The sequence below is a fragment of the Streptomyces sp. NBC_00080 genome, assembly GCF_045041255.1.
Lineage (GTDB): Bacteria > Actinomycetota > Actinomycetes > Streptomycetales > Streptomycetaceae > Streptomyces > Streptomyces coriariae.
Genome location: NZ_CP108235.1, coordinates 8305920 through 8330775 on the forward strand (window position 1 = coordinate 8305920; position 24856 = coordinate 8330775).

The window sequence follows — 24856 nt, forward strand, 5'->3', positions numbered from 1 at the left end:
TCGCACGTAAAGTACGGCCCCATGCGGATGAACGTGACGGCGCAGCCCGGCGAGGTCGACCTGCCCCCGCTGTCCGCGCGGTCGGTGGTCCTGAGTCTGCTGCTGGGCACGCATCCGCCCGAGATGGCGGCGAAGGACCTGGTACGCGGGGTGGAGCCGTTCGGTGTCGGCGGATCGACGGTGCGGGCGGCGCTCAGCCGGATGGTGGCGGCGGGCGACCTGCGGCGGACGGACGGCGTCTACCGGCTCAGCGACCGGTTGCTGGAGCGCCAGCGCCGCCAGGACGACGCCGTGCACCCGGACACGCGCGCGTGGGACGGCGCGTGGGAGATGGCCGTCATCACCGCGACCGGCCGCGGCCCCGCCGAGCGCGCCGAACTGCGCGGCCGGTTGAGCACCCTCCGGCTCGCCGAGCTCCGCGAGGGGGTCTGGCTGCGGCCCGCGAATCTGGGCCGGCCCTGGCCCGCGGATCTCGGGGACGTGCTCCAGCACTTCACCGCCCGCCCCGAACGGCCTGCCCCCGGCCTGGCCGCCGGACTGTGGCCGCTGGACGCATGGGCGCGGACGGCCCGGATCCTGCTGGCCCACGTCGAGGCGACCCAGCGGCCCGCCGACCGCTTCACGGCGCTCGCGGCGGTCGTACGGCATCTGCTCGCCGACCCGGTGCTGCCGGCCGGACTCCTCCCCGCCGACTGGCCGGGACCGGCCCTGCGCACCGCCTACGGTCACTACCAACGGGAACTCGTCGCCACCGTGTCGGGGGCGGGCGCATAGGTACGGCGGCCGTGCGAAGCGCCGTGCGGGGACGCTTCGTACGGCCGCCTTCCTACCGTGGGGGGACCGGTGGGGTAGGGGCTACTTGTAGGTGATGTCGGACGACGCGTACTTGCAGTAGGTACCGTCCGCGCTGGTGCCGTTGGTGGTCGGCTCGGCCCCCGTGTTGTTGCCGATGTACTTCTGGCACGGGATGATCTTCTTGCTGCTGTCCCCGACGATCGTGATCTTCTTCAGGGTCGCGCTGTCGCCGTAGTTGGTGTTGATGCCGACGAGCTTGCTGCCCGAGTAGGTCGCCTCGATGGTGTTGAGGTTGATCGTCCGCTTGTACTGCGTCGAGCAGTTGCCGCAGGAGCGGATGAAGGTGCCGAAGGTCTGCACCGCGAAGTTGGAGACGTTCAGCGTGCCGGCGCCGTTGAACTGGAACACCTTGTCGCTGGCCGACCGCGCGCCCCCGCCCGAGACGGTGTACACGTTGGACGACGAGGAGCCGCGGAAGGTCGCCGCGTCCTCGCCGACGTCCTCCCACCAGACGTTCTGAAGGGTGCAGGCGCCCTTGCAGTGGATGCCGTCGGCGGCGGGGGCGCCGATGATGACGTTCTTGAGCACCGCGCCGGCGGCCAGTTCCAGGATCGGCCCCTGGTCCTCGTCCTGGCTGCCGCTGCCGAGGTCGCCGGTGCCGTAGAGGCGGATCATCCCGTAGTCCTTGGTGCCGGACACCGCGATGGTGGAGGAGACGGCCTGGCTGCCGGTCGCGCTGGGCCAGGTGGCGGCGTTCGCCGGGGTCAGCGCCCCGGTGGTCATGATCATGCCAACCGAGAGCGTGAGGGCGGCGAGGGCGCCCGTCAAGGCGCGTCGTCGGCGCGGCAGTGCTGGTGAAGTCATGTCCCGATGCCTTCTTCCAGGTGGGGGGCGATGGTCAGGTATGTGAATGTCGCGCGCCATGCTGAACGGCCTGCGCGGGCAGTGCGGCCCTTTGTGGGTCTGCGTTAGCGGCTCGGTCACACTGCTGAACGGAACGTAGGGGGCAAGCGCTTTCTAGTCAACGCCTTGCGCAGAACACATCCGGCCAGTCGGCCGGCCCCCGGCCAACCGGTAAGGGCTTGCCGGGAGTTGCCGTGGGAGCGCTTCCATGGCAAGCGTGTGCATGTCACCATGCGGTGCGGACGCCCCCTCACGAGTGTCGGAGAGGGGCATGCGTCCGGGTCTGTCCACGCAGACCGGCGCCAACTGCCGAGCCGCCGATTCCCTCTCGCGCACCCCACGTACGACGTCCCCCGAGCCGCTACCAGAAAGGGACAAGCGCGTGTCGAACTCCCCCGGGAGAGCCTTGCGTTCGTTGTGCGGGGCATTGCTGCTCCTGCTCACCGCCGCTCTCCTCACCGCTCCCGCCGCCTCCGCCCGCCCACAGGCCGCCGCGCCGGTCCCGGCGGCCACCCTCACCGAGGTCACCGGCTTCGGTGCCAACCCCAGCAATCTCCAGATGTACGTCTACGCACCGGCCAACGTCACCGCTCACCCGCCGGTGCTCGTCGCGGTGCACTGGTGCGGCGGCTCCGGGCCCGCGATGTACTCCGGCACCGAGTACTCCCAACTCGCCGACCAGTACGGGTTCGTGATCGTCTACCCGTCCGTCACCCGGAGCAGCAAGTGCTTCGACGTCTCCTCGCCCCAGGCGCTCCGGCGGGGCGGCGGCAGCGACCCGGTCGGCGTCAAGTCGATGATCGACTGGGTGACCGCCGCCTACGCGGCCGACACCGGCCGGGTCTACGCCACCGGTATCTCCTCCGGGGCGATGATGACCAACGTCCTGCTCGGCGACTACCCCGACGTGTTCGCCGCCGGTTCCGCCTTCTCCGGAGTGCCCTTCGGCTGCTTCGCCACCACTGACGGCTCCGAGTGGAACAGCGCCTGCTCCGGCGGCACCGTGATCCGCACGGCGCGCGAGTGGGGCGACCTCGTTCGCGCGGCCTACCCCGGTTACACCGGGTCCCGGCCGCGTATGCAGGTGTGGCACGGCACCGAGGACGACGTGCTGCGCTACCCCAACTTCGGTGAGGAGATCAAGCAGTGGACCGATGTGCGGGGCGTGAGCCAGACCCCCGCCGCCACCGACTCGCCCGTCTCGGGCTGGACCCGCACCCGGTACGGCGGCACGGGTGACCAGGCTCCCGCGGAGGCCGTCAGCCTCCAGGGCGTCGGCCACAATCTGTACGCCTGGGGCATGGCGGCCCGTGTGATCACCTTCTTCGGGCTGGACGCCGCCGGCCCCGTGCCCCAGCCCCAGCCCGGCGGCTGCCGGGTGACCGCGACGACCAACGCCTGGAACACCGGTCTGACCGCCTCCGTGACCCTGACCAACACCGGTACCACCACGGTCGACGGCTGGCGGCTCGGCTTCACCCTGCCCTCCGGTCAGACCATCACCAACGGCTGGGGTGCCACCTACGCACCGGCCTCGGGAGCCGTGACGGCGACCAACGCCACGTACAACGGCACGCTCGCCCCCAACGCGAGCGTCACCATCGGCTACCAGGCGAACCACACCGGCAACAGCGCGGCGCCCGGCGCCTTCTCGCTCAACGGAGCCGCCTGCGGCGCGAGTTGATGTTCCGTGGGCGGCCGGTGAGCCCGGCCGCCCACGCCGTCTGGACGACCTCTTCCCCGGACTTCTCCGGCACGTCCTCGACGGGCTCCTCGCCGCCGCCGGTCGGCAGAGCGACCGTCTCCGGCGCCGGACCGGCCTTCGAGGGCAGGTGGTTGAAGAGCAGGTTCAGGACGATCGCCGTCAGGCAGCCCGCGCTGATACCGCTGTTCATCACCGTCCGGAACCAGTCGGGGAACTGCTCGTAGATCGTCGGCACGCCGACCGGCAGCACGCCCATCGCCACCGACACGGCCACCACCGTCAGGTTGTGGTTCCCCTTGAAGTCGACCTCGGCCAGCGTCCGCAGACCGCTCGCGGCGACCGTCCCGAACATCACCAGGCCCGCCCCGCCGAGGACCGGCGCCGGAACGGCGGCCACCACCGCGCCCAGCTTGGGCAGCAGGCCCAGCAGCACGAGGATGCCGCCCGCGGTGGCGACGACCCAGCGGCTGCGCACCCGGGTCATGCCCACCAGGCCGACGTTCTGCGCGTACGCGGTGTAGGGGAAGGTGTTGAAGACACCACCGAGGACGGTCGACAGCCCGTCGGCGCGCAGCCCGTCGGAGAGGCTGCGCGGCTCGACCTTGCGGCCGGTCATCTCGCCGACCGCGATGAGGTCACCGGTGGTCTCGGTCATCGTGACCAGCGCCACGACCAGCATCGAGATGATCGCCGATGCCTCGAAGGCGGGCGCACCGAAGTGGAACGGCGTACTGATCCCGATCCAGTCGGCGTCCCCCACGCCGTCGAAGTCGGTGAACCCGAACGGTACCGAGACCGCGAGCCCCACCACGATGCCGATCAGCACGGCGATCCGGCTCAGGAACGCCGGCGCGAACCGTTGCACGGCGAGCACCACTGCGAGGACGAACGCGGCGAGTCCGATGTTCTTCGGCTCCCCGAAGTCCGCCGAACCGGCGCCGCCCGCCACCCAGTTGCCCGCGACGGGCAGCAGCGAGATGCCGATGATCAGGATGACGGTGCCGGTGACCAGCGGCGGGAAGAAGCGCAACAGCCTGCCGAACAGAGGCGCCAGCAGCATGATCGCGAGCCCGGCCACGATCACCGACCCGTAGATCGCGGGCAGTCCGCCGCCCGTCGTCCCGATCAGTACCATGGGGGAGACCGCGGCGAACGTGCAGCCCTGCATGATCGGCAGCCGGACGCCGAACCGCCAGAAGCCGACACACTGGATCAGCGTGGCGATGCCGCACACCAACAGGTCGGCGGTGATCAGATACGCAAGGTCGGCGGGCGACAGCTTCATCGCACCGCCCACGATCAGAGGCACGGCCACCGCGCCCGCGTACATGGCGAGCACGTGTTGGAGGCCGAAGGCGGCCAACTGCCGTGCGGGTGGCACCTCGTCGACGGGATGGACGGGGGCGGTCATGGTCATGGGCACTCCAGGGCGGCGGCGGGGGCATCCGAACAGGGCCGGTCGGACCGAACGGACCGAACGGGCCGGTCAGGCCGAACGGACGGAACGGGCCGGTCAGGCCGAACGGACGGACCGGTCAGGCCGAACGGATGGACCGGTCGGACCGAACGGGCCGGGAAGGCCGAACAGCACGAGAACGTACGGGACTTAAACAGTTTGTTGATTTCACCGATGTTGCTGCTGTGTGTCCTGTACACCGATCCTGGCGGGACCCGCCGCCGCCCACAGCGCCGCCCAGTCCGGCAGCTTCACCACGCCCCGCCCCAGTGAGGCGCCCAGCGCCGCCTCGGCCCGCTCGATCGCCAGCCACCCCGCCCACTCCACGGGTTCGGCCCCGGCGGCCCGCAGCAGTTCGAGCGGATCAACCGGCAGCTCCCGCCGTACGAGGACGGGGCCGTCCTCCAGCAGGGAGGTCGCCGTCTCCTTCGCGCACGGCCGGTTGGTGCCGATCACCCCGGTGGGGCCCCGCTTGATCCAGCCCGCCACGTACTCGCCCGGTGCCACCACGCCCTCGCGCAGGACCCGCCCCGCGAGATGCGGCACCGTACCCCGCTCCGGATCGAAGGGCAGGCCTTCCAGCGGCACCCCGCGATAGCCCACCGACCGCAGCATCAGCTGGGCCTCGATGTCCTCGTACCGGCCGGTGCCCGTCACTCCGCCGTGCGCGTCCGGAAGGGTCCGCTCGAAACGCACCGCGCCCAACCGGCCGTGGTCGGCGATCAGCGCGACGGGGCGCAGGAAGAACCGGACCCGGATCCGGCGAACCGGCCGGGCGCCGACGGCCGGCGGGTTCGCCGCCCAGCCGCGCAGCACCTCCACGTTGCGCCGCTGTGCCGCCGGCAGTGCGGAGGGGTCGCCGTACGCCGGATCCAGCGCCAGCTCGGCCTCGTCCACGACCACCTCGGTGTCCGGCAGGCCGGCCAGCTCGCGCAGTTCCTTGGTGGTGAAGCGGGCCTGCGACGGGCCCCGCCGCCCCACCATGTGGATCTCGCCGACCTGGCTCGCCGCCAGCGCGGTCAGCGCCGCCTGCGGCATGTCGGTCGGGGTGAGCTCGGCCGTTTGCCGGGCCAGGATCCGGGTGACGTCCACCGCCACGTTCCCCACGCCCACCACCACCGCCGAGCGGACGTCCCGCAGGAATCCGTCGGCGACGGTGTCCGGATGCGCGCTGTACCAGGACACGAACTCCGTCGCCGACCAGCTGCCCGGCAGCTCCTCGCCGGGCACGCCGAGGTGCCGGTCGGTCGCGGCGCCCACGCAGTACACGACCGCGTGGTACAGCTCGCGCAGCCGGGCCGCCGGCACCCCGCCCGTCCCGACCCTGATCCCGCCGAGGAAGCGCACCCGCTCGTGCTCCAGCACCGCGCGCAGATTGTTCTGCAGCGACTTGATCTTCTCGTGGTCCGGGGCGACGCCGTACCGCACCAGCCCGTACGGGCACGGCAGCCGGTCCAGGACGTCGACGAGCACCTCGGGGTCCTGCTGGATCAGACTCTGGGCGGTGTAGACCCCACTCGGCCCTGAGCCGACGACGGCGACACGCAGCACGCGGAACTCCTTACCCAAGGGGACGGAGGAGATCGCTGGTGTCTCCAGCATCGCATCAGTGCGGCTCCGCTGACAGGGTGCTGTGCGCGCTCGGTGCGTGCGTGTCCGTTCGTATGGAAAGTGATCATGCGGTTACGTTGCGTGTGTGCTGGAAGCATCGTTTCTTAATCTTTCTGATCGTTCCGCCGAGGACGGCACGGTGTCCGTGTGGCCCGGGTGGGAGGTCCGGGAAGCCGGGGGCGCCACGTCCTGGTTCCATGTGCGGCTGGGGTTCGTCGACGGTGCGCGCGTGGAGCTGCTGGCCGTCGTCTGCGAGGGGTGTGTCTCCGTCGAGGACGTCCGCGCCCAGCCACCCCTGTCGCTCGTGGACCTGAGGATGCTCGCGGACTGGATCGAGGGACCGCTGTTCGAGAGGTGCGACCAAGGCGGCGCCCTCGAAGCGGCGGGCGTGGAGGGTGCCGGAGACGCGGCGGACACGGCGGACACGGTCGGCGGGCACGGCGGGTGCGACGCGGAGGGTGCGCGGGAGCCGGCCGTCGCCGTGGACGCCGACGAGACGTTCGGCCCCCGGCGGGCCCGTCAGGCCTGGCCGCGCGGCATCGAGGGGCGGTGGCTGGCGGCGCAGGAGTACCGCGCGGCCCAGGAGGAGGGGGCGGACCCCGTCCTGGCGGTCATGTGCGCCACGGGGCACAGCCGCCGCAGATCGCTCAGGCTGATCGCGCAGGCGCGTGACGCGGGATACCTGACCCCACGTCACGCCCGGCGCTGACAGGGCTCATTGGCGAGGACCGCAGGCGAGACCGTGGAACGGACCCCGTTCAGCGGCCCCGGCCACGGCCCCGTCGACCGGTCGCGCTGTCGAGGTCTGCCGGCGAGGTTCCGTGGACCGGGGTGTCACTGCATCCCGCGCATCCGGGTGATCTCGCTCGTCTGCTGCGCGATCACATCGTCGGCCATCTCCTCGATCCGCACGTTGTTGCCCTGTGCCTTGACGTCCGCGGCCATGGTGAGGGCGCCCCCGTGGTGGGTGATCATCAGGGAGAGGAACAGCGTGTCGAACGCCTTGCCGCGGGCCGCCCGCAGCTGGGTCAGCTGTGCCTCGGTGGCCATCCCGGGCATCGCCGCGTGGTCGTGCTCGGCGCCCGTCTCGTCCTCGCCGTATGTCGTGAGCCAGCCCTTCATGGCCTCGATCTCCGGCCCCTGCGCGGCGCCGATCCGCGAAGCGAGGCCCTTGACGGCCTTCGACTCGGCCTGCTTCGGGGCGAGTTCGGTCATCTCCAGGGCCTGGGCGTGGTGCTGGATCATCATCCGCGCGTACGCCACGTCGGCGGAGTTGGGTGTGTCGTCGTCGGCGCGCTGCTCGGCCGCGTCCTGGGCGGAGAGGGTCCGGTTCGTCTCGCCCGGCTTGCCCGGCGCGATCACCGAAGGGCCGCTCGCCGCGCCCGACTTGGTGTCCGGCCCGGAGTCGCACCCCGCGAGGGCGAGGACGAGCAGCAGTGAGGCTGAGACGAGGGGCGCGCGGCGGACGAGCACAACGACCTCCTGAAGCAGGTGGGTTGAGGACGGGGGCGCCGTCCTCGTCTGGATCTTCGCACCATGGGTCGCACTACTGAACCGAAAGATTCATTACGAGTGCGTTGCCAGCCCTTGATATGTGCATGATGAAGACGATACTTCGGAGCACCGCGAACCGTTCCGCGTGAACGGCGACAAGGGAGGACACAGTGACCCTGTTGAACGACCTTCGAACGCGACGCAGACGGCTGGGGGTGGCCGCCGCGTGTACCGGACTGCTGGCCGCGCTGCTCACGGCCGTCCCGGCAGCCGCTACCCCCGACCCGGGGGACGGGCCCGCCGTGCAGCAGAAGGTGTCCGAGGGCGCCCGGGCCGAGGCGGCGGCCGCGATCGCCGACGGCGAGATACCGGGGCAGGACGAGATCGTCCACTCGGACAACATCGAGCACCTGACGAACATCCCGAAGGATGCCCTGCCGGGCACCAACTCGGACCTCGCCTTCCAGGGCAAGTACGCCTTCTCCGGCAACTACGACGGCTTCCGGGTCTTCGACATCAGCAACCCGAAGTCCCCCAAGACCGTCGCCCAGGTGCTCTGCCCCGGCTCGCAGAACGACATCTCCGTCTCGGGCGACCTGCTGTTCCTTTCCACCGACTCCTCGCGCAGCGACAGCAGTTGCAACAGCACCACGCAGCCGGTGACCGAGAAGTCCTCCTGGGAGGGCATGAAGGTCTTCGACATCAGCGACAAGGCGAACCCCAAGTACGTCGCCGCCGTCGAGACCGCCTGCGGCTCGCACACCCACACCCTGGTGCCCGAGCGCAAGAACGTCTACATCTACGTCTCCTCGTACTCGCCGAACGCCGCCTACCCGGACTGCCAGCCGCCGCACGACGGCATCTCGGTCATCAAGGTGCCGCGCAAAACGCCGGAGAAGGCCGCGATCGTCAGCTTCCCCGTGCTGTTCCCGGGGGAGGGCCCGGACGGCGGCGGCAACCCGGGCTCGCCCACCAACCCCGGGGTCTCCAAGACCACCGGCTGCCACGACATCACGGTCCTGCCCTCCAAGGACCTGGCGGCGGGCGCCTGCATGGGCGACGGAATCCTGTTCTCCATCAAGGACCCGGAGCACCCGAAGGTCATCGACCAGGTCCAGGACAACGTGAACTTCGCGTTCTGGCACTCGGCGACCTTCAACCAGAAGGCGAACAAGGTCGTGTTCACCGACGAGCTCGGCGGCGGCGGCGCGGCCACGTGCAACGCGGCGACCGGGCCGGACAAGGGCGCCGACGGCATCTACGACATCGTCGGCAAGGGCGACAAGCGCAAGCTGGTCTTCCGCAGCTACTACAAGATCCCCCGTCACCAGGCGGACACCGAGAACTGCGTGGCCCACAACGGCTCGCTGATCCCGGTCAAGGGCAAGGACATCATGGTGCAGGCCTGGTACCAGGGCGGTGTCTCGGTCTGGGACTTCACCGACTCGTCGAAACCGAAGGAGATCGCCTACTTCGAGCGCGGTCCGCTCGACACCCAGGTGCTGAGGGGCGGCGGCTCCTGGTCGGCGTACTACTACAACGGTTACATCTACTCGAACGACATCGCCAAGGGCTTCGACGTGCTGAAGCTCAGCGACCGGCGCACCGACCCGGCCAAGCGGGTCCGTGTCCACGAGCTCAACGTCCAGACCCAGCCGGACTACTTCGACTGACCCTCGCTCCGCGGAGTCGTCGGGTCGGTCGCGAAGAAGCGCGACAGATCGGTGTCACTCGTCCCGCCGGGCGCCTCGGCGTCCGGCGGGACCCCCTGCTCCCAGTCGAGCCGGTAGCGCGCGAACAGTTCGGCGCGCAGCGTCCCGAGCGGCAGGGGCACGTTCGGCAGCACCATCGCGTAGACCGCCCCCATCAGCTGGGAGCGCAGCATCGGGTAGTCGTGGTCGAGGTCCTGGGACCCGTGCCGGGCCGCGGTCTCCCGCAGCAGCTCGGCCAGCCGTTGCTGCTCCGGACACTGCACGAACCCCTCGGCCTGCAGAAGGCCGGCCATGTGCTGGCGCATCAGCACCGTACGGTCCCGGGCCAGGCCCAGGATGCCGTCGATGGCCCGCGCCATCCGCTCCCGGCCGTCCTCGGTGCGCGGCTCCCGCTCCAGCGCCTCCTCCAGCGTGCGGTGCATCAGCCGGTGCACCGCCGACTGCACCAGCTGCCGCTTGCCGGGGAAGTAGTACGACACCAGGCCGCGCGCCGAGCCGGCCCGGTCCGCGATGTCACCGAGCGTCGTCGCCTCGTACCCGCGCTCGCTCACCAGCTCCACCGCGGCCTGAAGGAGCCGTTCCCGGGAACGCCGCCGCAATTCTTCATTGACCGATGCGCTGCGCGGGGACATCCTGGAACTCCTGCGTTGACTGGCTGGCAGCCAACTATACTCAGGGCCAACCCGGTGGGGTTCCGCTACGGAGCGCACCGGGCTGCCGCCTGCTCTGGGCGACGCGGGGGATCGTCCAGAGTGGGCGTGCTTCGCTCGTAATGGTGGCCTCAGGCGACCTTCGGTAGGGGGCGGGCCGAGGCCGTCGGGTCACCCCACCAGGTCCAGCACCGTCCGCAGCGCGTCCGGACGTTCGGCCGCCGGCAGGTGGTCCACGAAGTGCACCGCGCATCCCAGCGCCGCCGCCCCGCCGTCCGCGCGTCGGTCGTCGCCCACCATCAGGGTCCCGCCGGGATCGGCGTCCAGCGCCTCGCACGCGACCGTGAACAGCCGGGGGTCCGGCTTCTGGAACCCGTGCTCGTACGACAGCGTGTACGCGTCGACGTACCCGTCGAGGCCGTGCTCCCGGAACACCGGCCGCAGGTCCCAGCCGATGTTGCTGACCACGCCGACCCGGAGCCCGCGCTCGCGCAACCCGCTCAGCACGTCGAGGGCGTCGGGGTACGGCGCCCAGGCCGCCGGGATCCTGTGCCGTTCGTACAGGGCGTCGTGCAGCGCCGGATCCGGCAGCGGCACCTGACGGGACAGGCCGGTGTACGCGGCCCGGTGCAGCTCCGCGCTCTCGTCCCGCACCCGCCACACCTCGGCGACCCCGGCGGGCAGCCGGACCGGACTCGCCCCGCCCGGCAGCGCGCCGGCCGTCTCCAGCGCCCGCGCCTTCTCGGCGAGCTCCGAGGCGGGCAGCGCGACGCCCGCCGCCTCCAGCACCGCCCGCAGCCAGGACTCGGCGGACTCGATGCGGAACAGGGTCCCGGAGAAGTCGAACAACACGGCTCTCATGCGCATGGCGCCGAGTCTATGAATCAGCCCGCCGAGCGGGGTATGGCGGAACGAGATCCCGCCCGCGCCGAGCACGACCGGAACGACCGCCCGCCGCACGTCCTGCGGACCCGCGTAGCCGTACCGCCGCCACCTCGCCCCGGCAGGGTCACGGTCGCCAGCGCAGGTGTGCCGCGATCGCCAGCGCCACCAGCAAGGCGCCCAGCAGCCAGCCGCCCAGGACGTCCGAGGGCCAGTGCACGCCCAGCCAGATCCGGGTCAGTCCCACGCCAGCCACGGAGACCACCGCCACCGCCAGCGCCGTACGCCACACGACGGGGGCGACGCCGTGCCGGTGCAGCAGCCACAGCAGGAGACCGAACACCACCGTGGCCGTCAGGGCGTGCCCGGAGGGGTACGCCGCGTAGTGGGCGGAGTCGACCGGGTCGGGCCAGACCGGGCGGGCGCGGCCCACCCCCGCCTTGAGGGACTGCTGGAGCAGTGTGCCCACCGCCGCCGTGACGACCAGCCATCCGGCGGTCCACCAGGCCCCGTGCCGCCACACCAGCCACACGGCCACCGCCGCGACCAGCAGACGCATGGTCAGGGGGTCCCAGACCCAGTCCGTGAGGATGCGGCAGGCCTGGGTGACGTCGGGGTCGGCGACGGCCCAGCGGTGGGTGGTGCGGGAGATGTCGCCGTCGGCGGACATCAGGGGATGCCAGTCGGCCGCGACCAGGGCGAGGAGCAGGGCCGAACACAGCCCCAGGACCAGTGCGGTCCGGAGCGGCGTGCGCAGGGCCGGGCGGCGGGGCGGGCGGTCGACGGTCGGATGGGGCATACGGAGATCCTCGCCGACCGATGGGGCCGGAAGCGAACCCGGGGCGCGCTCGGTCCGGGTTCCGGGCGGTCGGCCCTGTTCCGGAGCCGGTGCGGGGCCGGGGTGGTTCGGTCGGCCGGGTGGGGTGACGAGGCGGTGCCCGGGGGTGCTGCTGGTGATGACCCCGGGATGGCTTGTTCAGGGGGCGGCTCGGGTTCGGGGAGTGGTGGTTCCGGCCGGTGGGGTGGACGTGCCGTGGGAGGCGGAGTGTCCCGCCGGGCCTCCGAGACGGTCGGTCGGCCGGTCAGGGGGAGCCCGGCCGTCTCCGGAGCGCTGGTTCCGGCTCCTGGGCGGGGTCTCGGGGCCGTGGGGTTCAGCCCACCGCCCGGAGGGCGGGGACCAGGGTCACCAGTACCGGGATCACCGGTACGAGGGAGGCTCCCGCCGTCAGTCGTAGTCTGCGGGCCGCGGTGAGGCGGTCGGGCGGTGTGAGCAACCGGTGCACGCGCTGCGGGACATGGGCCTGCGGGGCGGGGGAGGGGCCGAACACGCCCCGGTCCTCGTTGAGTTCGACCAGGGCCAGCGCGGTCGTCCGTCGGCCGAAGCGCCGGGAGGCCATGTCGTCGGCCGACAACTCGACCAGCCGGTGCATCTCGTCGCGGAACGCAGCGAACACCGGTACCTGCGGAAAGCCGGTGGCCAGTGCGGTCGAGCAGTGCAGCAACCAGTCGTGACGTGCCTGGGCGTGCCCCTGCTCGTGCGCCAGCACCGCATCCAGCTGGCGCCCCTTCAGGCGCCGCAACGCGGCTGTGGTGACCACGAGTTGGGGTGCCGCGCCTGCCAGCCACCAGGCGTCGGGCCGCTCACCCTCCAGGACGAGCAGTCGGCCGGACGCGGACTCCTCGCCCGGCAACAGCGGCGCACGCAAACGGAGTTCGGCATGCCGCGATCGTCGCCCCGCCCGGCTCCGCAGCACCTCCCGTACGAGCATCGCGCCGCTCCACAGCCCTCCGCACGCGAGCGCCACCGCTGTCGCGGCCGCCCAGGGGCCCGTCGCGCCCAGCGCGTACGCCTCCACCACCGAGCGCGGGGCCGGCGCGAAGACATGGCCGCGCACCGCCTGCCAGGCCGCCGCCGCGCTGAGCGTCATCGACAGCGCACAGCACAGCAGGACCGCGGCCACCACGCACTGCCACGCCCACAGCGCGACCACCGGTTCGCGGTCCGGCCAGTCGGCCCGGGCGATCAGCCGGGGGGCGATCACGGCGGTCAGGGCACCGAGCAGCAGCAGTACCGCGGGGACCATCATGGGCAGCAGCCTATGAGCGGCGTACCGCTCAGGGGTACGGCTTGTCACAGCGAAGTGACGTAGACCACGCCCGAGTTGGGTTCACATCGTCAGCAGCATGGCGAGCATCCCGATCCCCATCGACAGCCGGCACGCCCGCGCAACCTCGGGCCGGTCGCTCCAGGCCACGGCGGCGCCACCCGTCCCGGCCGCCGGCAGCAGCCGGACCCCGGCGAGCAGCACGTACCCGGTGAAGTACAGCAGCAGCACCCCCGTCAGCAGCGGGACGCCGGAGCCGCCGTGTCCGTGCTGGTGCGCGGGCGCGGCGGCCATCACGGCCGCCATGTAGACCATGGCCCCGGCCCCGACCAGGTGGTGCAGGTGGTGGGCGCTGACGCGGGCCGCCCACAGGGCCCGCAGGGCGGCCGCCCCGAAGACCGCCGCGAAGGCAGGCCAGGCCCACGCGGGTGGGGTGAACGCGGCCGCGGGCACGGCCATCGCGGCCATCCCGAAGCCCATCAGCGCCTCGCCGCCCGCGGCCCTGCGCTGTTCCTCGACCGCGCTGCGCATCCGCAGCAGGCAGTAGGCCCCGGTCGCCGCACACAGCGCCACCAGCAGCCAGCCGGGCGAAGCCGGTCCGTGCACGCGCACCTCCCCGCTCGACGTTCGCAATCGAGGGATGCGATGCCCACGGCACACCGTGCGCACGCGGGCGCAAGGATGTACACGGGGGGCATTCGACGGAGCACGAAGTATTTCACGGATAAAACACATGCTAAATTGGTACGTATGAGCAGTGCGACCCCGCAGCACCCCCGCCCCGAAGCCCGCCCGCAACCGCGCGGCGGGCAGCACGGCCGTCGGCGCAGGCGGCGCCCGGGACGCCGCCTCCCGATCGCCGGAGTGCTGCGCCTCGGCAGGCCCTCCGACATCTGGTTCAAGCCCGCCCTGAGCGTGATCGCCGCCGTCGCCCCGCCGAACCTGATCCTGCTGGCCCTCGGGCGGCTGGACCTGGCGATGTACACGATGGCCGGGTCCCTGTGCGCGCTGTACGCCCACAACCGCCCCTACGCGGCCCGGGCCCGTGTCCTTGCCTGGGTGGTGCTGGGCATGACCGCCGGGCTGGCGGTCGCCCTGCTCACGGCCTCGCTGACGAGCGACGCCGCCGTCCTGGTCACCGTCGGCGCCCTGCTGGCGGCCGCGCAGAAGGCGCTCTGTGACGCGACCCGCCTCGGCCCGCCCGCCAACGTCGTCCTCACCTTCATCAGCTCCGCCGCACTGTTCACCCCGCAGTCCCTCGGGCAGGTCCCCGGCCACCTGGGGCTGGCACTCGCCGCGGGTGCCTGGGCCTGGCTGATCGGCATGGCGCCCGGCCTGCTGCGGCCGCACGGTCCCGAGCGCCGCGCCACCGCCCACGCCCTGAACGCGGCCGCAGCCCACGCCGCCACGGACGGCCCCGGCGACGGCCACGCCCGGACCCGCGCCGCCGCAGCCGCCGCCGTGCACGCCGCCTGGCAGACCCTGCTGGCGGCCCGCGCCACGGAGAGTCGGCGGGCCCTGGAACGTCTCGTCGTCCGCGCCGAGATCGCCCTGGCCGCCCCCGCCGACACCGACCCGAAGCGGCTGCGCGACTGGGCCCGCGACCTGCGCGGCACCGGCCCGGTCCCGCATCCGGGCGATCTGGTGGACGACGACGAACTCCTCGGCGTCGACGCCGAACTCGCCACCGGGCAACCGCCGCTGTGGCTCCGCCTCGGCCCTCTCGCGCCGATCGCCGCACGCACCGCCCTCGGCTGTGCCCTCGCCGGGTACGCCTCTCTCGCCGTCGGAGTCGGCCGCCCCTACTGGGCCCTGGTCACCGCCGCATCCCTCTACCAGGCGAACATCACGCTCACCTGGAGCCGTGGAGTCCAGCGCGTCGTCGGCAATCTGGTCGGCGTGCTCGCCTTCGCCGCGCTCGTCCCGCTCGCCCATCTCACCCAGGCCGCCCTCGTCCTGGTCTGCCTCGCCCTGAACTTCGGCGCCGAGGCGCTGATCAGCCGCAACTACTGGCTCGGCAGCGTCTGCGTGACCCCGATGGCGCTGCTCATCACCGAGTTCGCGCAGGTCCAGGACTCGGGCCGACTGATCACCGAGCGGCTGGTGGACACCCTCGTCGGCGCCGTGGTCGGCTTCGTCGCCGCGGTCGCCGTCACGAACCGCCGGGCCGGCGACCGCCTCGGGCACGCCCTGACGGCCGCCGAACGGGCCCGCGAGCAGGCCGCCCGCCTCCTGGCGGAGCCGCGTCCCGCCGCCGGCGCCCTGGAGTCCGCCCGCCGCGGCCTCGCCGCCGCGCTGGTCGACCTGCGCGCCACCGCCGACGCCGCGTCCGGCGAGTGGTGGCAGCGGGCGCTGCCCGAGGAGCGGGTCGTCGCGGCCGAACAGTCCGGACACCGTACGCTCGCGGCGACGGTACGGCGCCAGGGACTGCTCCTGGACCGGGACGCGAGCACGGGAGCGGAGGACGTACGGCGATGACGGCGACGCAGGGACGGGCGGCGGCCGGGAACGGGGCGGGGGAAGGACCGGCGGCCGGGCCGGGGGAAAGACCGGTGACCGGAGCGGAACCGGCGGCCGGCGGCCCCGGAACCACCGGTGACCGCGCGCGGAGCGGCGACGGGCGGGGGAACGGTGGCCGGACGGGCAGCGGCGATCCGGTACGGCGGGCACAGCCGTCAGAGCCGTCAGAGCCGGTGGAGCCGGTACGGAACGACACTGTCGCCGCTGTCGTACGGCAGTGGCAGACGGTCCGGCCCGACCTCGACACCGGCCCCATGGAGATCATCGGCCGCGTCAACCGCTGCGCCGCGCTCCTCCAGCAGGCCGAGGACGCCCCCCTGCGCCGGGCCGGCCTGAGCCGAGCGGAGTTCGACCTGCTCGGCGCGCTGCGCCGCACCGGCCACGAGCTGACGCCCGGCGAACTGGCCCGTGAGACCTTCTCCTCCGGGGCCGCCGTCACCAAGCGGCTCAAGCAGCTCACCGAGCGCGCACTGGTCGAGCGTCGCGTCGACACCCGGGACCGCCGTGTCGCGCACCTCCGCCTCACCGACGCCGGGCGGGACCTCGTCGACGGCATCATGCCCGAGCAGCTCGTCTACGAGAGTGCCGTGCTGTCCGCCCTGGACGACGGCCGACAGGGCGAACTGGCCGATCTGCTGGGCGAGTTGTTGAGTCGGCTAGAGGGGCACATGCGGGCCCTGCGGGTCTGAACGCCGCGTCGACGCGGGACCGGACACGGGACCGGGCCGACCGGGTGGCCGCGCCCCGTCGACGGTCGTCCGTCGCGTTCACCCCTCGTCTCCCGCCCGGTACACACCGAACACCGCGCCCTGCGGGTCCCGCAGTACGGCGATGCGTGGACCGTCCGGCACCGAGGTCGGTTCCATCAGGGCGGTGCCGCCCGCCTCCACCGCCGTCCCGGTGGACTCGTCCACGTCCGTCACCGCGAAGTACGGCAGCCAGTGCGGGGGCACCTCGGGCGGGAACTTCTCGTCCATCGTGATCATGCCGCCGAAGTCCGCGCCCCCGACGCCCCACTGGAGGTAGTTCTCCGAGGAGCGGACGGTCCAGCCGAACACCGTGGTGTAGAAGGTCTCCGCCCGGTGGCGATCGCGGGTCAGCAGCTCGACCCAGCCGAGCGAACCGGGTGCGTTGAACAGCCCGGCGCCCGGGAAGGTCCGCGCCTGCCACAGCTGGAACGCGGCGCCACCGGGATCGAGGGCGACCACGAAACGACCCACGTCGAAGACGTCCATCGGGCCGACCAGCACCTTGCCCCCGGCCTCCGTGAGCAGCCGCGCGCTGACATCCGCGTCGGTCACCGCGAACGACACGTTCCAGGCGCACGGCTGTGCTTCCTGGTACAGGGGGCTGAGTGCGGCGACGGCCGCTTCGCCGAGGTGCGCGACCGTGTAGCCGCCCGCCTCCTGGCGCGGATCCGTCTCCGCGCGCCAGCCGAAGAGCGCCGCGTAGAACCGTTTAGCCGCCTCCAGGTCACTGGTCCCCAGCTCGGCCCAGCAGGGCCCGCCGGGCACGGGCGCGTCGAGCTTCATGGCGTTCCTTCCGAAAGGGGCCCCCTTCAGCACGCTATGCCTCGGTCCGCGCTACGGCATCCGGTGGCCGCCGAGGCCCGGAAACAGGCTCCGGCCTGGCCCGATGGCCTCGCGACCCGCCGCTGGATCTCCTCGTCGGTCGGCTGTGGGCAGCAGGGCGCCTGCTCGGCCGCGGGCAGGCAGGGCGGGGCCGGGGTCCCGGATCCACCCCGGTCTCCGGTGGGTACGGATCGACCCGGACTCCCCGCCGTGCCCGATCGGCTCAGATTCCCGGCCGGTACCGGATCGGATGGTCCGCCGGTACCTCCACCAGAACGATCGGCGTGCCGTCCGGATCGGCGATCCACATCTCGAGGAGCCCCCAGGGCTCCCGCACCGGCGGCCGGACGATCTCCACTTCCCGGGCACGCAGCTCGTCGTGCGCCGCCGCCAGGTCCGGCACCTGCAGCCACAGCCGTACGGCGGCGGGATCCGGCGGTGTCTCCGAGCGGCCCGAGACCTCCAGGAAGCCGCCGCCGAGGAAGTAGACGACCCCGCGCTCCGGCCCCGTCCCGAACTCGCGGTAGACCGCCAGGCCGAGCTGCTCGCCGTAGAAGACACGGGAACGCTCGGGGTCGGTCGGCCGGAGCAGGGTCCTACTGCTGAGTACGTGCACCATGCAGCCGGAGCCTACCGGCGCAGGGTCTACGCTCGGCGGTGCCCCAGCCGAGTCAGAGACCGGAGAACGCCCGCATGGACACCGCCGCCACCGAATTCACCTTCCGCGACGCCGTCGACGCCGACGTGGACGCGCTCGTCGCGCTCATCGAGTCGGCCTACCGCGGAGACGCCAGCCGGGCCGGGTGGACGACCGAGGCCGACATCCTCCAGGGCCGGCGGACCGACCCCGACGGCGTGCTCGCGGTCATCAAGGCGCCGGACAGCCGCCTGCTCACCGTCGAGCAGCAGGGCCGGATCGTCGCCTGCTGCCAGCTGGAACACCGCGGTGACCACGCCTACTTCGGCATGTTCGCCGTCAGTCCCGCGGTCCAGGGCGGCGGCCTCGGCAAGACGGTCATGGCGGAGGCCGAGCGGCAGGCCCGCGAGAACTGGGGCGTGACCGAGATGCACATGACCGTGATCTCGGTACGCGAGGACCTCATAGCCTGGTACGAGCGTCGCGGCTACCGGCGGACCGGTCGCATGACCCCCTTCCCCTACGGCGACGAGCGCTTCGGCATCCCGCAGCGCGACGACCTCCGGTTCGAGCTGCTGGTCAAGGAGCTCCTCTGACCGTCGGGACCCGGCCTAGGCCGTGAAGCGGCCCGTGCGCCTGATCTCCGGGTAGTCGGTGGTCGCGCCGTCGAGTTCCAGGGCCCGGACGAGCCGCAACTGGTCCTGGGTGTTGACCACCCAGCCGATGATCCGCAGGTCCCGCTTCCGTGCCTCCTCGACGATCTCCAGGGTGAGCCGGCGCAGGTTGAGACAGACCGTCGCCGCGCCGGCCTCCACGGCACGGTCGACGATGTCGAGGCCGTAGCGGCTGCCGATGAGCGCGGTGCGCACCCCGGGGACGAGGCGCGCGATCTCGGCGACGGCCTCGTCGTGGAAGGAGGAGACCTCCACGCGGTCCACCAGGGCCCGCGCGTGCATCACCTCGGCAAGGGCCCGCGCGGCCTGGACGTCCTTGATCTCGGCCTGGAGCGGGAGCCGCACGGCGTCCAGGACCTCCTCGAAGAACGGCACGCGCTCGCCGCGGCCCGCGTCGAGGGTCCGCAGCTCCGCGAGCGTCTGGTCGGCGATGGGGCCGGTCCCGTCGGTCGTCCGGTCCACATCGGCGTCGTGCATGACCACCAGAGCACCGTCTTTGCTCAGATGAAGATCGAGTTCGATGACGTCCAGGCCGCCGTGCTCCGCGGCGACGAAGGAACGAAGGGTGTTCTCGGGCTCGACACCCATGACTCCGCGGTGACCGATGGTGAGGAAGTTCAAGACACGACCCGCTTCCGTCGACGGTTTGGGCTGGAGGAGCACGCAGCCTAGTGGCCCGGGGGCCGTCAAGGACATGAGCGTGCACCGAGGGTTCCTCTACCCGCCCGGGCCGCAGATCCGACCCGCTGGACAGGCGCTAGTGGAAGTAGCCGCATCTTCGGTGTCAGGCAGGAAAAAGTGCGGTGAAGGTGCGGGAGTGCAGGATAATTTCCGGAGGTCCCACTTGCTGGAGGAATCCTCATATGCATACGGTGTCCTGACGCGAGCTTCTCCAGTGAAGGATGGGACATGACGGAAATTCTTGTGCAGGCGGCTACGGGGGAGCAGGTTCCTCCGGCGGACAGGGTGGTTGAGCACCCGGCGTGGCGCGTGCTCAAGGATGCCGTGGAACAGATCCGGCCCTGGCAGTCGAAGGACGGGTCGATCGACTTCGCGGCCGAGGGCGCACCGCCGCGCACGGACGCCGAGCAGGCCGTCCTGCGGGTGATCGAGGCCGTCGAGGAGCTGTCCCCGCTGCTCCCGCACGACGCCGACTACCACCGGGCGCTCGTCAAGGACCTGCGGGGCTGGGCCGACGGCGGCTTCGAGGTGCCGGACTTCCTCGACTCGCTGCTGGCCTTCCAGCCCGCCGCGAACCGTCGCGACGGGCTCCAGCACCTGGTCGTCTTCGCGATGTACACGCAGAACGGCAACCCGGACCGCAACCTGGAAGCGGTCGTGCTGCGCATGGTCTGGCCCCAGTGGCTGGCCGAGCTGGAGCGCACCCGCTACGACAACCCGCTGTTCTGCGGCATCACCTTCGAGGACTTCACGGCCGGCTACGACACCAACTCCGCCGTCCTCTTCCCCGAGACCATCGCCGTCCGCGAGGCGCCGGAACGTTTCTCCTGGGGCGGCATCTTCTGTGACCGCGAGGCGGCCCGCTTCCGCCGGGTGACCGACGCGGCCGTCGACGTCCTGGGCCTCTCGCTGCCCGAGGACATCGCCGCCATGGTTCATGACCAGAAGCGCTGCGAAGAGGCCTTCGTCCTGTGGGACATGGTCCACGACCGCACCCACAGCCATGGCGACCTGCCCTTCGACCCCTTCATGATCAAGCAGCGCCAGCCGTTCTGGATGTACGGCCTGGAGGAGCTGCGCTGTGACCTCACCGCCTTCAAGGAGGCCGTGAAGCTGGAGGCCGACGGCGTTCCGCAGGCTCGTGACGTGCAGTACGCGGTGCTCTTCGACCGCATGTTCCGCTTCCCGGTCACCGGAGACCGGGTGCGCAACTACGACGGCCTCGGCGGCCAGCTGCTCTTCGCCTACCTGCACAAGCACGACGTCGTCCGCTGGACCGACAACAAGCTGCACATCGACTGGCAGCGCGCCCCGCAGGTCACCAACGAGCTGTGCGCCGACATCGAGCAGCTGTACCGCGACGGCATCGACCGCCCCAAGCTCGTCCACTGGTTCGCCGCCCACGAGCTGGTCTCCGCCTACCTCGCCCCGCACCCGGGCTCCAAGTGGGCCAAGGGCCCCGACGCCCTGGACCTGACCCAGCCGCCCCGCAAACTCGTGGACGACGTGCTTCCGGACGAGTTTCCGCTGAGCATGTTCTATGAGGCACTGTCCAAGAAGCTCAAGAGCGTGATCGCCTCGACCCGGGGCATCACGGCGGACGGCGCCGAGCGGATCGCCGCGTGAGCGACCTGCGTACCGAGAACACTGCTCAGGAGGCGAAGACCATGGGGAACGGGGCTCTCAGCGGTGCGGTGATCGCGGTGGCCGGTGCGGGCGGACCGGCCGGCCGGGCGGCGCTGCTCCGTCTCGCCGAGGCCGGCGCGATCGTCGCCGGCGCGGACAACGACCCCGAGCGCCTGGCGGAGGCCGTCGACGCGGCCCGCTACGGGGCCGGGGGCGCCACCGTCACCGGTGAGCCGGTCGATCTGCTCGACCTGGACTCGACCCGGGACTGGGCGCAGCGCGTCGAGAAGGACTTCGGCCGGATCGACGGCGTGGTCCATCTCGTCGGCGGCTGGCGCGGCAGCGAGACGTTCATCAAGACCAGCCTGGACGACTGGGACTTCCTGGAACTGCTGCTCGTCAAGACCGTGCAGCACACCTCGCTCGCCTTCTTCGAGGGCCTCCAGCGCAGTGACCGCGGCCGGTACGTGCTGATCAGCGCCGCCAGCGCCTCGAACCCCTCCGCGGGCAACGCCGCGTACGCCGCCGCCAAGGCCGCCGCCGAGGCCTGGACCCTGGCGCTCGCCGACGCGTTCCGCAAGGCCGGGGGTGCCGAGGGCCCGACCTCCGCGGCTGCGATCCTGGTGGTGAAGGCATTGGTGCACGAGGCGATGCGCGCCGACCGCCCCAACGCGAAGTTCGCGGGCTTCACCGACGTCAAGGATCTGGCCGAGGCCATCACCGGAGTCTGGGACAAGCCCGCCCCCGAAGTGAACGGACAGCGTCTGTGGCTCACCGAGAAGCCGTGAACCCTCCGAAGACCGACGCACGGCGCCATCACGACCCGGAGGTCCGCGGTTTCGCCAGCGACAACTACGCCGGGGCCCATCCGGAGGTGATGGCCGCCCTGGCCCTGGCCAACGGCGGCCACCAGGTGGCGTACGGCGAGGACGACTACACCGAGCACTTCCAGGGGATCATCCGCAGCCACTTCGGTGCCACGGCGCAGGCCTTCCCGGTCTTCAACGGCACCGGTGCCAACGTCGTCGCGCTCCAGGCGGTCACCGACCGCTGGGGTGCGGTGATCTGCGCCGAGAGCGCGCACATCAACGTCGACGAGGGCGGCGCGCCCGAGCGCATGGGCGGCCTGAAGCTGCTCACCGTGCCCACCCCGGACGGCAAGCTCACCCCCGAGCTGATCGACAAGCAGGCCTGGGGCTGGGACGACGAGCACCGCGCGATGCCGCAGGTCGTCTCGATCACCCAGAGCACGGAGCTGGGCACGCTCTACACGCCCGAGGAGATCCGCGCGATCTGCGACCACGCCCACGCGCACGGCATGAAGGTGCACCTGGACGGGTCCCGGATAGCCAACGCGGCGGCCTCGCTGAACGTCCCGATGCGGACGTTCACCAACGCCGTCGGCGTCGACCTCCTCTCGCTGGGCGGGACGAAGAACGGCGCGCTGTTCGGCGAGGCGGTCGTCGTCATCGACCAGGACGCCGTCCGCCACATGAAGCACCTGCGCAAGCTGTCCATGCAGCTCGCCTCCAAGATGCGCTTCGTGTCGGTGCAGTTGGAGGCCCTGCTGGCCAAGGACCTGTGGCTGCGCAACGCCCGCCACGCCAACGAGATGGCGCAGCGGCTCGCCGAGGGCGTGCGGGCCGTGCACGGCGTGGAGATCCTGTACCCCGTGCAGGCCAACGGCGTGTTCGCGCGGCTCCCGCACGAGGTGAGCGAGCGGCTCCAGAAGAAGTTCCGGTTCTACTTCTGGGACGAGGCGGCAGGTGTCGTGCGCTGGATGTGCGCGTTCGACACGACAGAAGAGGACGTGGACACCTTCGTCGCCGCGGTCAAGGAAGAGATGGCCCGGTCGTAAGGACGTCGATTGCATAGGTATGCGGTCACCTGAAAAGTCATTGACTCTCGGGTGATCGCTTTCCTATGCTCTCCCCTCATGGAGCTGATCCAGGAGAACCCTGACCTCTCGGCCTATCTGGCTGCTGACGAGGTCATCGACCATCACCATCCGCTGGTGCGGGACACGGCCGCGCGCCTCGCGAAGGATGCGAAGGACTCGTATGGTTATGCGAACCTCGCCTTCGACTTCGTCCGAGACACGATTCCCCACTCGCAGGACGTCGGCGACCCGCGCGTGACCTGGCGCGCCTCGGACGTGCTGGAACAGGGCACCGGCATCTGCCACGCCAAGGCCCATGCCCTGGCCGCCCTGCTGCGGGCCGAGGACATCCCGACCGCGCTGTGCTACCAGCGGTTCGTGCACGACGCGGGCGCCGGATACGCCCTCCACGGGCTCGTCGCCGTGCGCTTCAACGGGGCCTGGCACCGCCAGGACCCACGCGGCAACAAACCGGGTGTGGACGCGCGGTTCTCCCTGGACGGCGAACACCTGGCCTTCCTGCCCGACGCCGCGGCGGGCGAGCTGGACTACCCCGGCCTCTACGCCATTCCGCATCCGGGCGTCCTCGGCGCCCTGCGGGCCGCCCCCGACCGCCCGCACCTGTGGAAGACCCTCCCCACCGCACTGTGACCACCCCCGCCGCGGGCCACGGCCGTCGCGGTCGCTAACCTCCCCGGCATGGGTGACGGGGGAGAGGCCCGAGAGGCCGGTGCGGACGGGAACGAGGATCTGGGACAGGACGCCCCGCCCGAGCCGAGCGGGCCGAGCGCCCCGGCCGGTGGCCGGCGGCGACTCCTCGCCCGGCTGCGCAAGCACCCGCTGCTCGGCTCCGCCGCGGCCCTGGCCCTTCTCGCGACCGCCACCACCGTCCCGATCGTCCTCGCCGCCTCCGGGGACGAGACACCCTGCCGGGAGCTCCCCGCCGCCACCCGCGCCCTGGCCGAGGACCCGGCGGCCGCGACCCGCGCGCTCGACCCGGGCGACGACCTCGCCCGGTTCGACGCCGTGCGCGACCTCCTCGTGTACGAGCACCCGTGCGGCGACGGCGGCGAGGTGCTGGGCCGGCTCGTGGACGCGGCCACCCGCGCCACCGGCACCGAGAACCCGCACACCCTGGCCCAGGCACGCGGCGCCTTCGCGGTGGCCGCCGCCCTGAACGGCGTCGAACTGCCCGACGGGATGGCCCCCGGGGTGGCCCGGATGCTCGCCCAGTACGTCGTCGACCAGCACCGCTGGACGCGCTCCGACGACGACGCCGTCCGGCCCGCGGTCCCCGCCGGGGAAGCCGGCCTCGACGACGAGGGCTGGACCACGTACGGCCGTTTCCTCGCGCCCGGCGAGGCACACGCCGACTTCGAACACACCCAGCCCTACTCGGACATCGAGGCCGAACCCGAGGAACTGTTCGCCGAACTGGCCGAGGACCCCGAGGCCTTCGCGATCCTCTACTCCGCCGAGCGCGCCTGGCTGGCCTACTACCTGGAGCGGCTCGACGGGCAGGGGCGCGACCCCCACTACCACCCGAAGCCGAGCAAGGACGGGTACGAGACGCCCGACACCTACTGGGTCGACAGCGACCTGGAGCACATGGCCGACCGGGTCGGCGCCCTGATGAAGTACCGGGCGCGCTACGCCCGCGACGGCACCATCGCCGACGTCACCGCCTTCGACGCGGCCGTCGGCCGGTACACGCCCGGCGTCTATCCCGCCCACACCACGCAGGTCACCACCCGCCCGCCGATGGCCGGGATCGCCGCCCGGTACGCGGGCCGGGTAAGCGGTGACCTGATGGACGCCCGGCACCAACTGCTCAGGGTGGTGTCCTCCTGGGCGACGGCACGGAAGGTCCCGAAGGAGCGGGCCGACGTCATGCGGCAGGCCATCGACGACCGTTACGTACGGGCGCTCTGGCTGACGATCTGACGACGACCCGT

General features: G+C 71.8%; 24 protein-coding genes. 12 read left to right on the forward strand and 12 right to left on the reverse strand.

Annotated elements, in window-relative coordinates:
- The first annotated feature begins 21 nt into the window (after positions 1-21).
- Positions 22-774 (forward strand): PaaX family transcriptional regulator C-terminal domain-containing protein, encoded by a 753-nt coding sequence (locus tag OHU34_RS37060; RefSeq protein ID WP_142269000.1) that lies wholly within the window; start codon positions 22-24, stop codon positions 772-774.
- Between the two features lie 81 nt (positions 775-855).
- On the opposite strand, the gene OHU34_RS37065 is transcribed toward OHU34_RS37060, so the two are convergent.
- The gene (locus OHU34_RS37065) at positions 856-1659 is read right to left on the reverse strand and encodes a pectate lyase (RefSeq protein WP_142268999.1); all 804 of its coding nucleotides are present in this window, start codon (positions 1657-1659) and stop codon (positions 856-858) included.
- 466 nt (positions 1660-2125) lie between these two features.
- On the opposite strand from OHU34_RS37065, the gene OHU34_RS37070 reads away from it, so the two are divergent.
- On the forward strand, positions 2126-3382 hold the full coding sequence (locus OHU34_RS37070) for a PHB depolymerase family esterase (RefSeq protein WP_372481809.1): 1257 nt from the start codon (positions 2126-2128) through the stop codon (positions 3380-3382).
- Here OHU34_RS37070 and OHU34_RS37075 read toward each other — a convergent pair.
- Together OHU34_RS37075 and OHU34_RS37080 are read right to left on the reverse strand one after the other, a co-directional pair.
- Positions 3354-4820, reverse strand: a complete 1467-nt coding sequence (locus tag OHU34_RS37075; RefSeq protein WP_405770476.1) for a nucleobase:cation symporter-2 family protein — start codon at positions 4818-4820, stop codon at positions 3354-3356. The two genes, OHU34_RS37070 and OHU34_RS37075, sit on opposite strands and share 29 nt — an antisense overlap.
- Positions 4821-5027: 207 nt before the next feature.
- Positions 5028-6410 (reverse strand): FAD-dependent oxidoreductase, encoded by a 1383-nt coding sequence (locus OHU34_RS37080; RefSeq protein ID WP_405770479.1) that lies wholly within the window; start codon positions 6408-6410, stop codon positions 5028-5030.
- 199 nt (positions 6411-6609) lie between these two features.
- Here OHU34_RS37080 and OHU34_RS37085 point away from each other — a divergent pair, with 199 nt between their 5' ends.
- Complete coding sequence (locus OHU34_RS37085) at positions 6610-7179, forward strand: DUF6214 family protein (protein ID WP_230196925.1); 570 nt, start codon at positions 6610-6612, stop codon at positions 7177-7179.
- 125 nt (positions 7180-7304) lie between these two features.
- Here OHU34_RS37085 and OHU34_RS37090 read toward each other — a convergent pair whose 3' ends face one another.
- Positions 7305-7943 carry a DUF305 domain-containing protein gene (locus tag OHU34_RS37090; protein WP_230196923.1) on the reverse strand — a complete coding sequence of 213 codons (639 nt, stop codon included), beginning with the start codon at positions 7941-7943 and terminating at the stop codon, positions 7305-7307.
- A gap of 191 nt (positions 7944-8134) precedes the next feature.
- On the opposite strand from OHU34_RS37090, the gene OHU34_RS37095 reads away from it, so the two are divergent.
- Positions 8135-9637: an LVIVD repeat-containing protein gene (locus tag OHU34_RS37095; protein ID WP_142268995.1), complete on the forward strand. Its 1503-nt coding sequence runs from the start codon at positions 8135-8137 to the stop codon at positions 9635-9637.
- Here OHU34_RS37095 and OHU34_RS37100 read toward each other — a convergent pair.
- From OHU34_RS37100 to OHU34_RS37120, 5 genes are all read right to left on the reverse strand, one after another.
- The gene (locus tag OHU34_RS37100) at positions 9625-10308 is read right to left on the reverse strand and encodes a TetR/AcrR family transcriptional regulator (protein ID WP_230196924.1); all 684 of its coding nucleotides are present in this window, start codon (positions 10306-10308) and stop codon (positions 9625-9627) included. The genes OHU34_RS37095 and OHU34_RS37100 overlap by 13 nt on opposite strands.
- 189 nt (positions 10309-10497) lie before the next feature.
- Positions 10498-11187, reverse strand: a complete 690-nt coding sequence (locus OHU34_RS37105; protein WP_142269924.1) for an HAD family hydrolase — start codon at positions 11185-11187, stop codon at positions 10498-10500.
- Between the two features lie 148 nt (positions 11188-11335).
- Positions 11336-12007: a phosphatase PAP2 family protein gene (locus OHU34_RS37110; protein ID WP_142268993.1), complete on the reverse strand. Its 672-nt coding sequence runs from the start codon at positions 12005-12007 to the stop codon at positions 11336-11338.
- A 352-nt stretch (positions 12008-12359) separates the two neighbouring features.
- Positions 12360-13295: a M56 family metallopeptidase gene (locus OHU34_RS37115; protein WP_142268992.1), complete on the reverse strand. Its 936-nt coding sequence runs from the start codon at positions 13293-13295 to the stop codon at positions 12360-12362.
- An 81-nt stretch (positions 13296-13376) separates the two neighbouring features.
- Positions 13377-13919 (reverse strand): DUF5134 domain-containing protein, encoded by a 543-nt coding sequence (locus tag OHU34_RS37120; RefSeq protein ID WP_142268991.1) that lies wholly within the window; start codon positions 13917-13919, stop codon positions 13377-13379.
- A 258-nt stretch (positions 13920-14177) separates the two neighbouring features.
- On the opposite strand from OHU34_RS37120, the gene OHU34_RS37125 reads away from it, so the two are divergent.
- Together OHU34_RS37125 and OHU34_RS37130 are read left to right on the forward strand one after the other, a co-directional pair.
- Entirely contained in the window at positions 14178-15791 is a 1614-nt protein-coding gene (locus OHU34_RS37125) for an FUSC family protein (RefSeq protein ID WP_405772488.1), read from the forward strand.
- A 215-nt stretch (positions 15792-16006) separates the two neighbouring features.
- Positions 16007-16522 carry a MarR family winged helix-turn-helix transcriptional regulator gene (locus tag OHU34_RS37130; RefSeq protein WP_020125910.1) on the forward strand — a complete coding sequence of 172 codons (516 nt, stop codon included), beginning with the start codon at positions 16007-16009 and terminating at the stop codon, positions 16520-16522.
- Positions 16523-16600: 78 nt separating this feature from the next.
- On the opposite strand, the gene OHU34_RS37135 is transcribed toward OHU34_RS37130, so the two are convergent.
- Entirely contained in the window at positions 16601-17365 is a 765-nt protein-coding gene (locus OHU34_RS37135; RefSeq protein WP_142268990.1) for a VOC family protein, read from the reverse strand.
- A gap of 262 nt (positions 17366-17627) precedes the next feature.
- On the reverse strand, positions 17628-18023 hold the full coding sequence (locus tag OHU34_RS37140; RefSeq protein ID WP_142268989.1) for a VOC family protein: 396 nt from the start codon (positions 18021-18023) through the stop codon (positions 17628-17630).
- Between the two features lie 74 nt (positions 18024-18097).
- Here OHU34_RS37140 and OHU34_RS37145 point away from each other — a divergent pair, with 74 nt between their 5' ends.
- Positions 18098-18637, forward strand: coding sequence for a GNAT family N-acetyltransferase (locus tag OHU34_RS37145; RefSeq protein WP_142268988.1), 540 nt, complete (start codon positions 18098-18100; stop codon positions 18635-18637).
- A 15-nt stretch (positions 18638-18652) separates the two neighbouring features.
- On the opposite strand, the gene OHU34_RS37150 is transcribed toward OHU34_RS37145, so the two are convergent.
- Positions 18653-19336 carry a glycerophosphodiester phosphodiesterase family protein gene (locus tag OHU34_RS37150; protein ID WP_020125914.1) on the reverse strand — a complete coding sequence of 228 codons (684 nt, stop codon included), beginning with the start codon at positions 19334-19336 and terminating at the stop codon, positions 18653-18655.
- Positions 19337-19624: 288 nt separating this feature from the next.
- Here OHU34_RS37150 and OHU34_RS37155 point away from each other — a divergent pair, with 288 nt between their 5' ends.
- The 5 genes from OHU34_RS37155 to OHU34_RS37175 all read left to right on the forward strand — a co-directional run bounded on the left by OHU34_RS37155 (position 19625) and on the right by OHU34_RS37175 (position 24845).
- Positions 19625-21022, forward strand: a complete 1398-nt coding sequence (locus OHU34_RS37155) for a DUF6421 family protein (protein ID WP_142268987.1) — start codon at positions 19625-19627, stop codon at positions 21020-21022.
- 41 nt (positions 21023-21063) lie between these two features.
- Positions 21064-21810, forward strand: a complete 747-nt coding sequence (locus OHU34_RS37160) for an SDR family NAD(P)-dependent oxidoreductase (RefSeq protein WP_142269922.1) — start codon at positions 21064-21066, stop codon at positions 21808-21810.
- Positions 21807-22880, forward strand: coding sequence for a low specificity L-threonine aldolase (locus OHU34_RS37165; protein WP_142268986.1), 1074 nt, complete (start codon positions 21807-21809; stop codon positions 22878-22880). The genes OHU34_RS37160 and OHU34_RS37165 overlap by 4 nt, the downstream gene beginning before the upstream one ends.
- Before the next feature lie 78 nt (positions 22881-22958).
- Complete coding sequence (locus OHU34_RS37170) at positions 22959-23552, forward strand: transglutaminase domain-containing protein (protein ID WP_405770486.1); 594 nt, start codon at positions 22959-22961, stop codon at positions 23550-23552.
- Between the two features lie 48 nt (positions 23553-23600).
- Entirely contained in the window at positions 23601-24845 is a 1245-nt protein-coding gene (locus tag OHU34_RS37175; protein ID WP_405770488.1) for a hypothetical protein, read from the forward strand.
- Positions 24846-24856 lie beyond the last annotated feature (11 nt).

Bases quoted from the DNA above. Each gene is read 5' to 3' on its own strand.
- OHU34_RS37060 (WP_142269000.1), top strand. From the start codon at position 22: ATGCGGATGAACGTGACGGCGCAGCCCGGCGAGGTCGACCTGCCCCCG.
- OHU34_RS37065 (WP_142268999.1), bottom strand. From the start codon at position 1,659: ATGACTTCACCAGCACTGCCGCGCCGACGACGCGCCTTGACGGGCGCC.
- OHU34_RS37075 (WP_405770476.1), bottom strand. From the start codon at position 4,820: ATGACCATGACCGCCCCCGTCCATCCCGTCGACGAGGTGCCACCCGCA.
- OHU34_RS37100 (WP_230196924.1), bottom strand. From the start codon at position 10,308: ATGTCCCCGCGCAGCGCATCGGTCAATGAAGAATTGCGGCGGCGTTCC.
- OHU34_RS37105 (WP_142269924.1), bottom strand. From the start codon at position 11,187: ATGAGAGCCGTGTTGTTCGACTTCTCCGGGACCCTGTTCCGCATCGAG.
- OHU34_RS37110 (WP_142268993.1), bottom strand. From the start codon at position 12,007: ATGCCCCATCCGACCGTCGACCGCCCGCCCCGCCGCCCGGCCCTGCGC.
- OHU34_RS37115 (WP_142268992.1), bottom strand. From the start codon at position 13,295: ATGATGGTCCCCGCGGTACTGCTGCTGCTCGGTGCCCTGACCGCCGTG.
- OHU34_RS37135 (WP_142268990.1), bottom strand. From the start codon at position 17,365: ATGAAGCTCGACGCGCCCGTGCCCGGCGGGCCCTGCTGGGCCGAGCTG.
- OHU34_RS37140 (WP_142268989.1), bottom strand. From the start codon at position 18,023: ATGGTGCACGTACTCAGCAGTAGGACCCTGCTCCGGCCGACCGACCCC.
- OHU34_RS37145 (WP_142268988.1), top strand. From the start codon at position 18,098: ATGGACACCGCCGCCACCGAATTCACCTTCCGCGACGCCGTCGACGCC.
- OHU34_RS37155 (WP_142268987.1), top strand. From the start codon at position 19,625: ATGACGGAAATTCTTGTGCAGGCGGCTACGGGGGAGCAGGTTCCTCCG.
- OHU34_RS37160 (WP_142269922.1), top strand. From the start codon at position 21,064: ATGGGGAACGGGGCTCTCAGCGGTGCGGTGATCGCGGTGGCCGGTGCG.
- OHU34_RS37170 (WP_405770486.1), top strand. From the start codon at position 22,959: ATGGAGCTGATCCAGGAGAACCCTGACCTCTCGGCCTATCTGGCTGCT.
- OHU34_RS37175 (WP_405770488.1), top strand. From the start codon at position 23,601: ATGGGTGACGGGGGAGAGGCCCGAGAGGCCGGTGCGGACGGGAACGAG.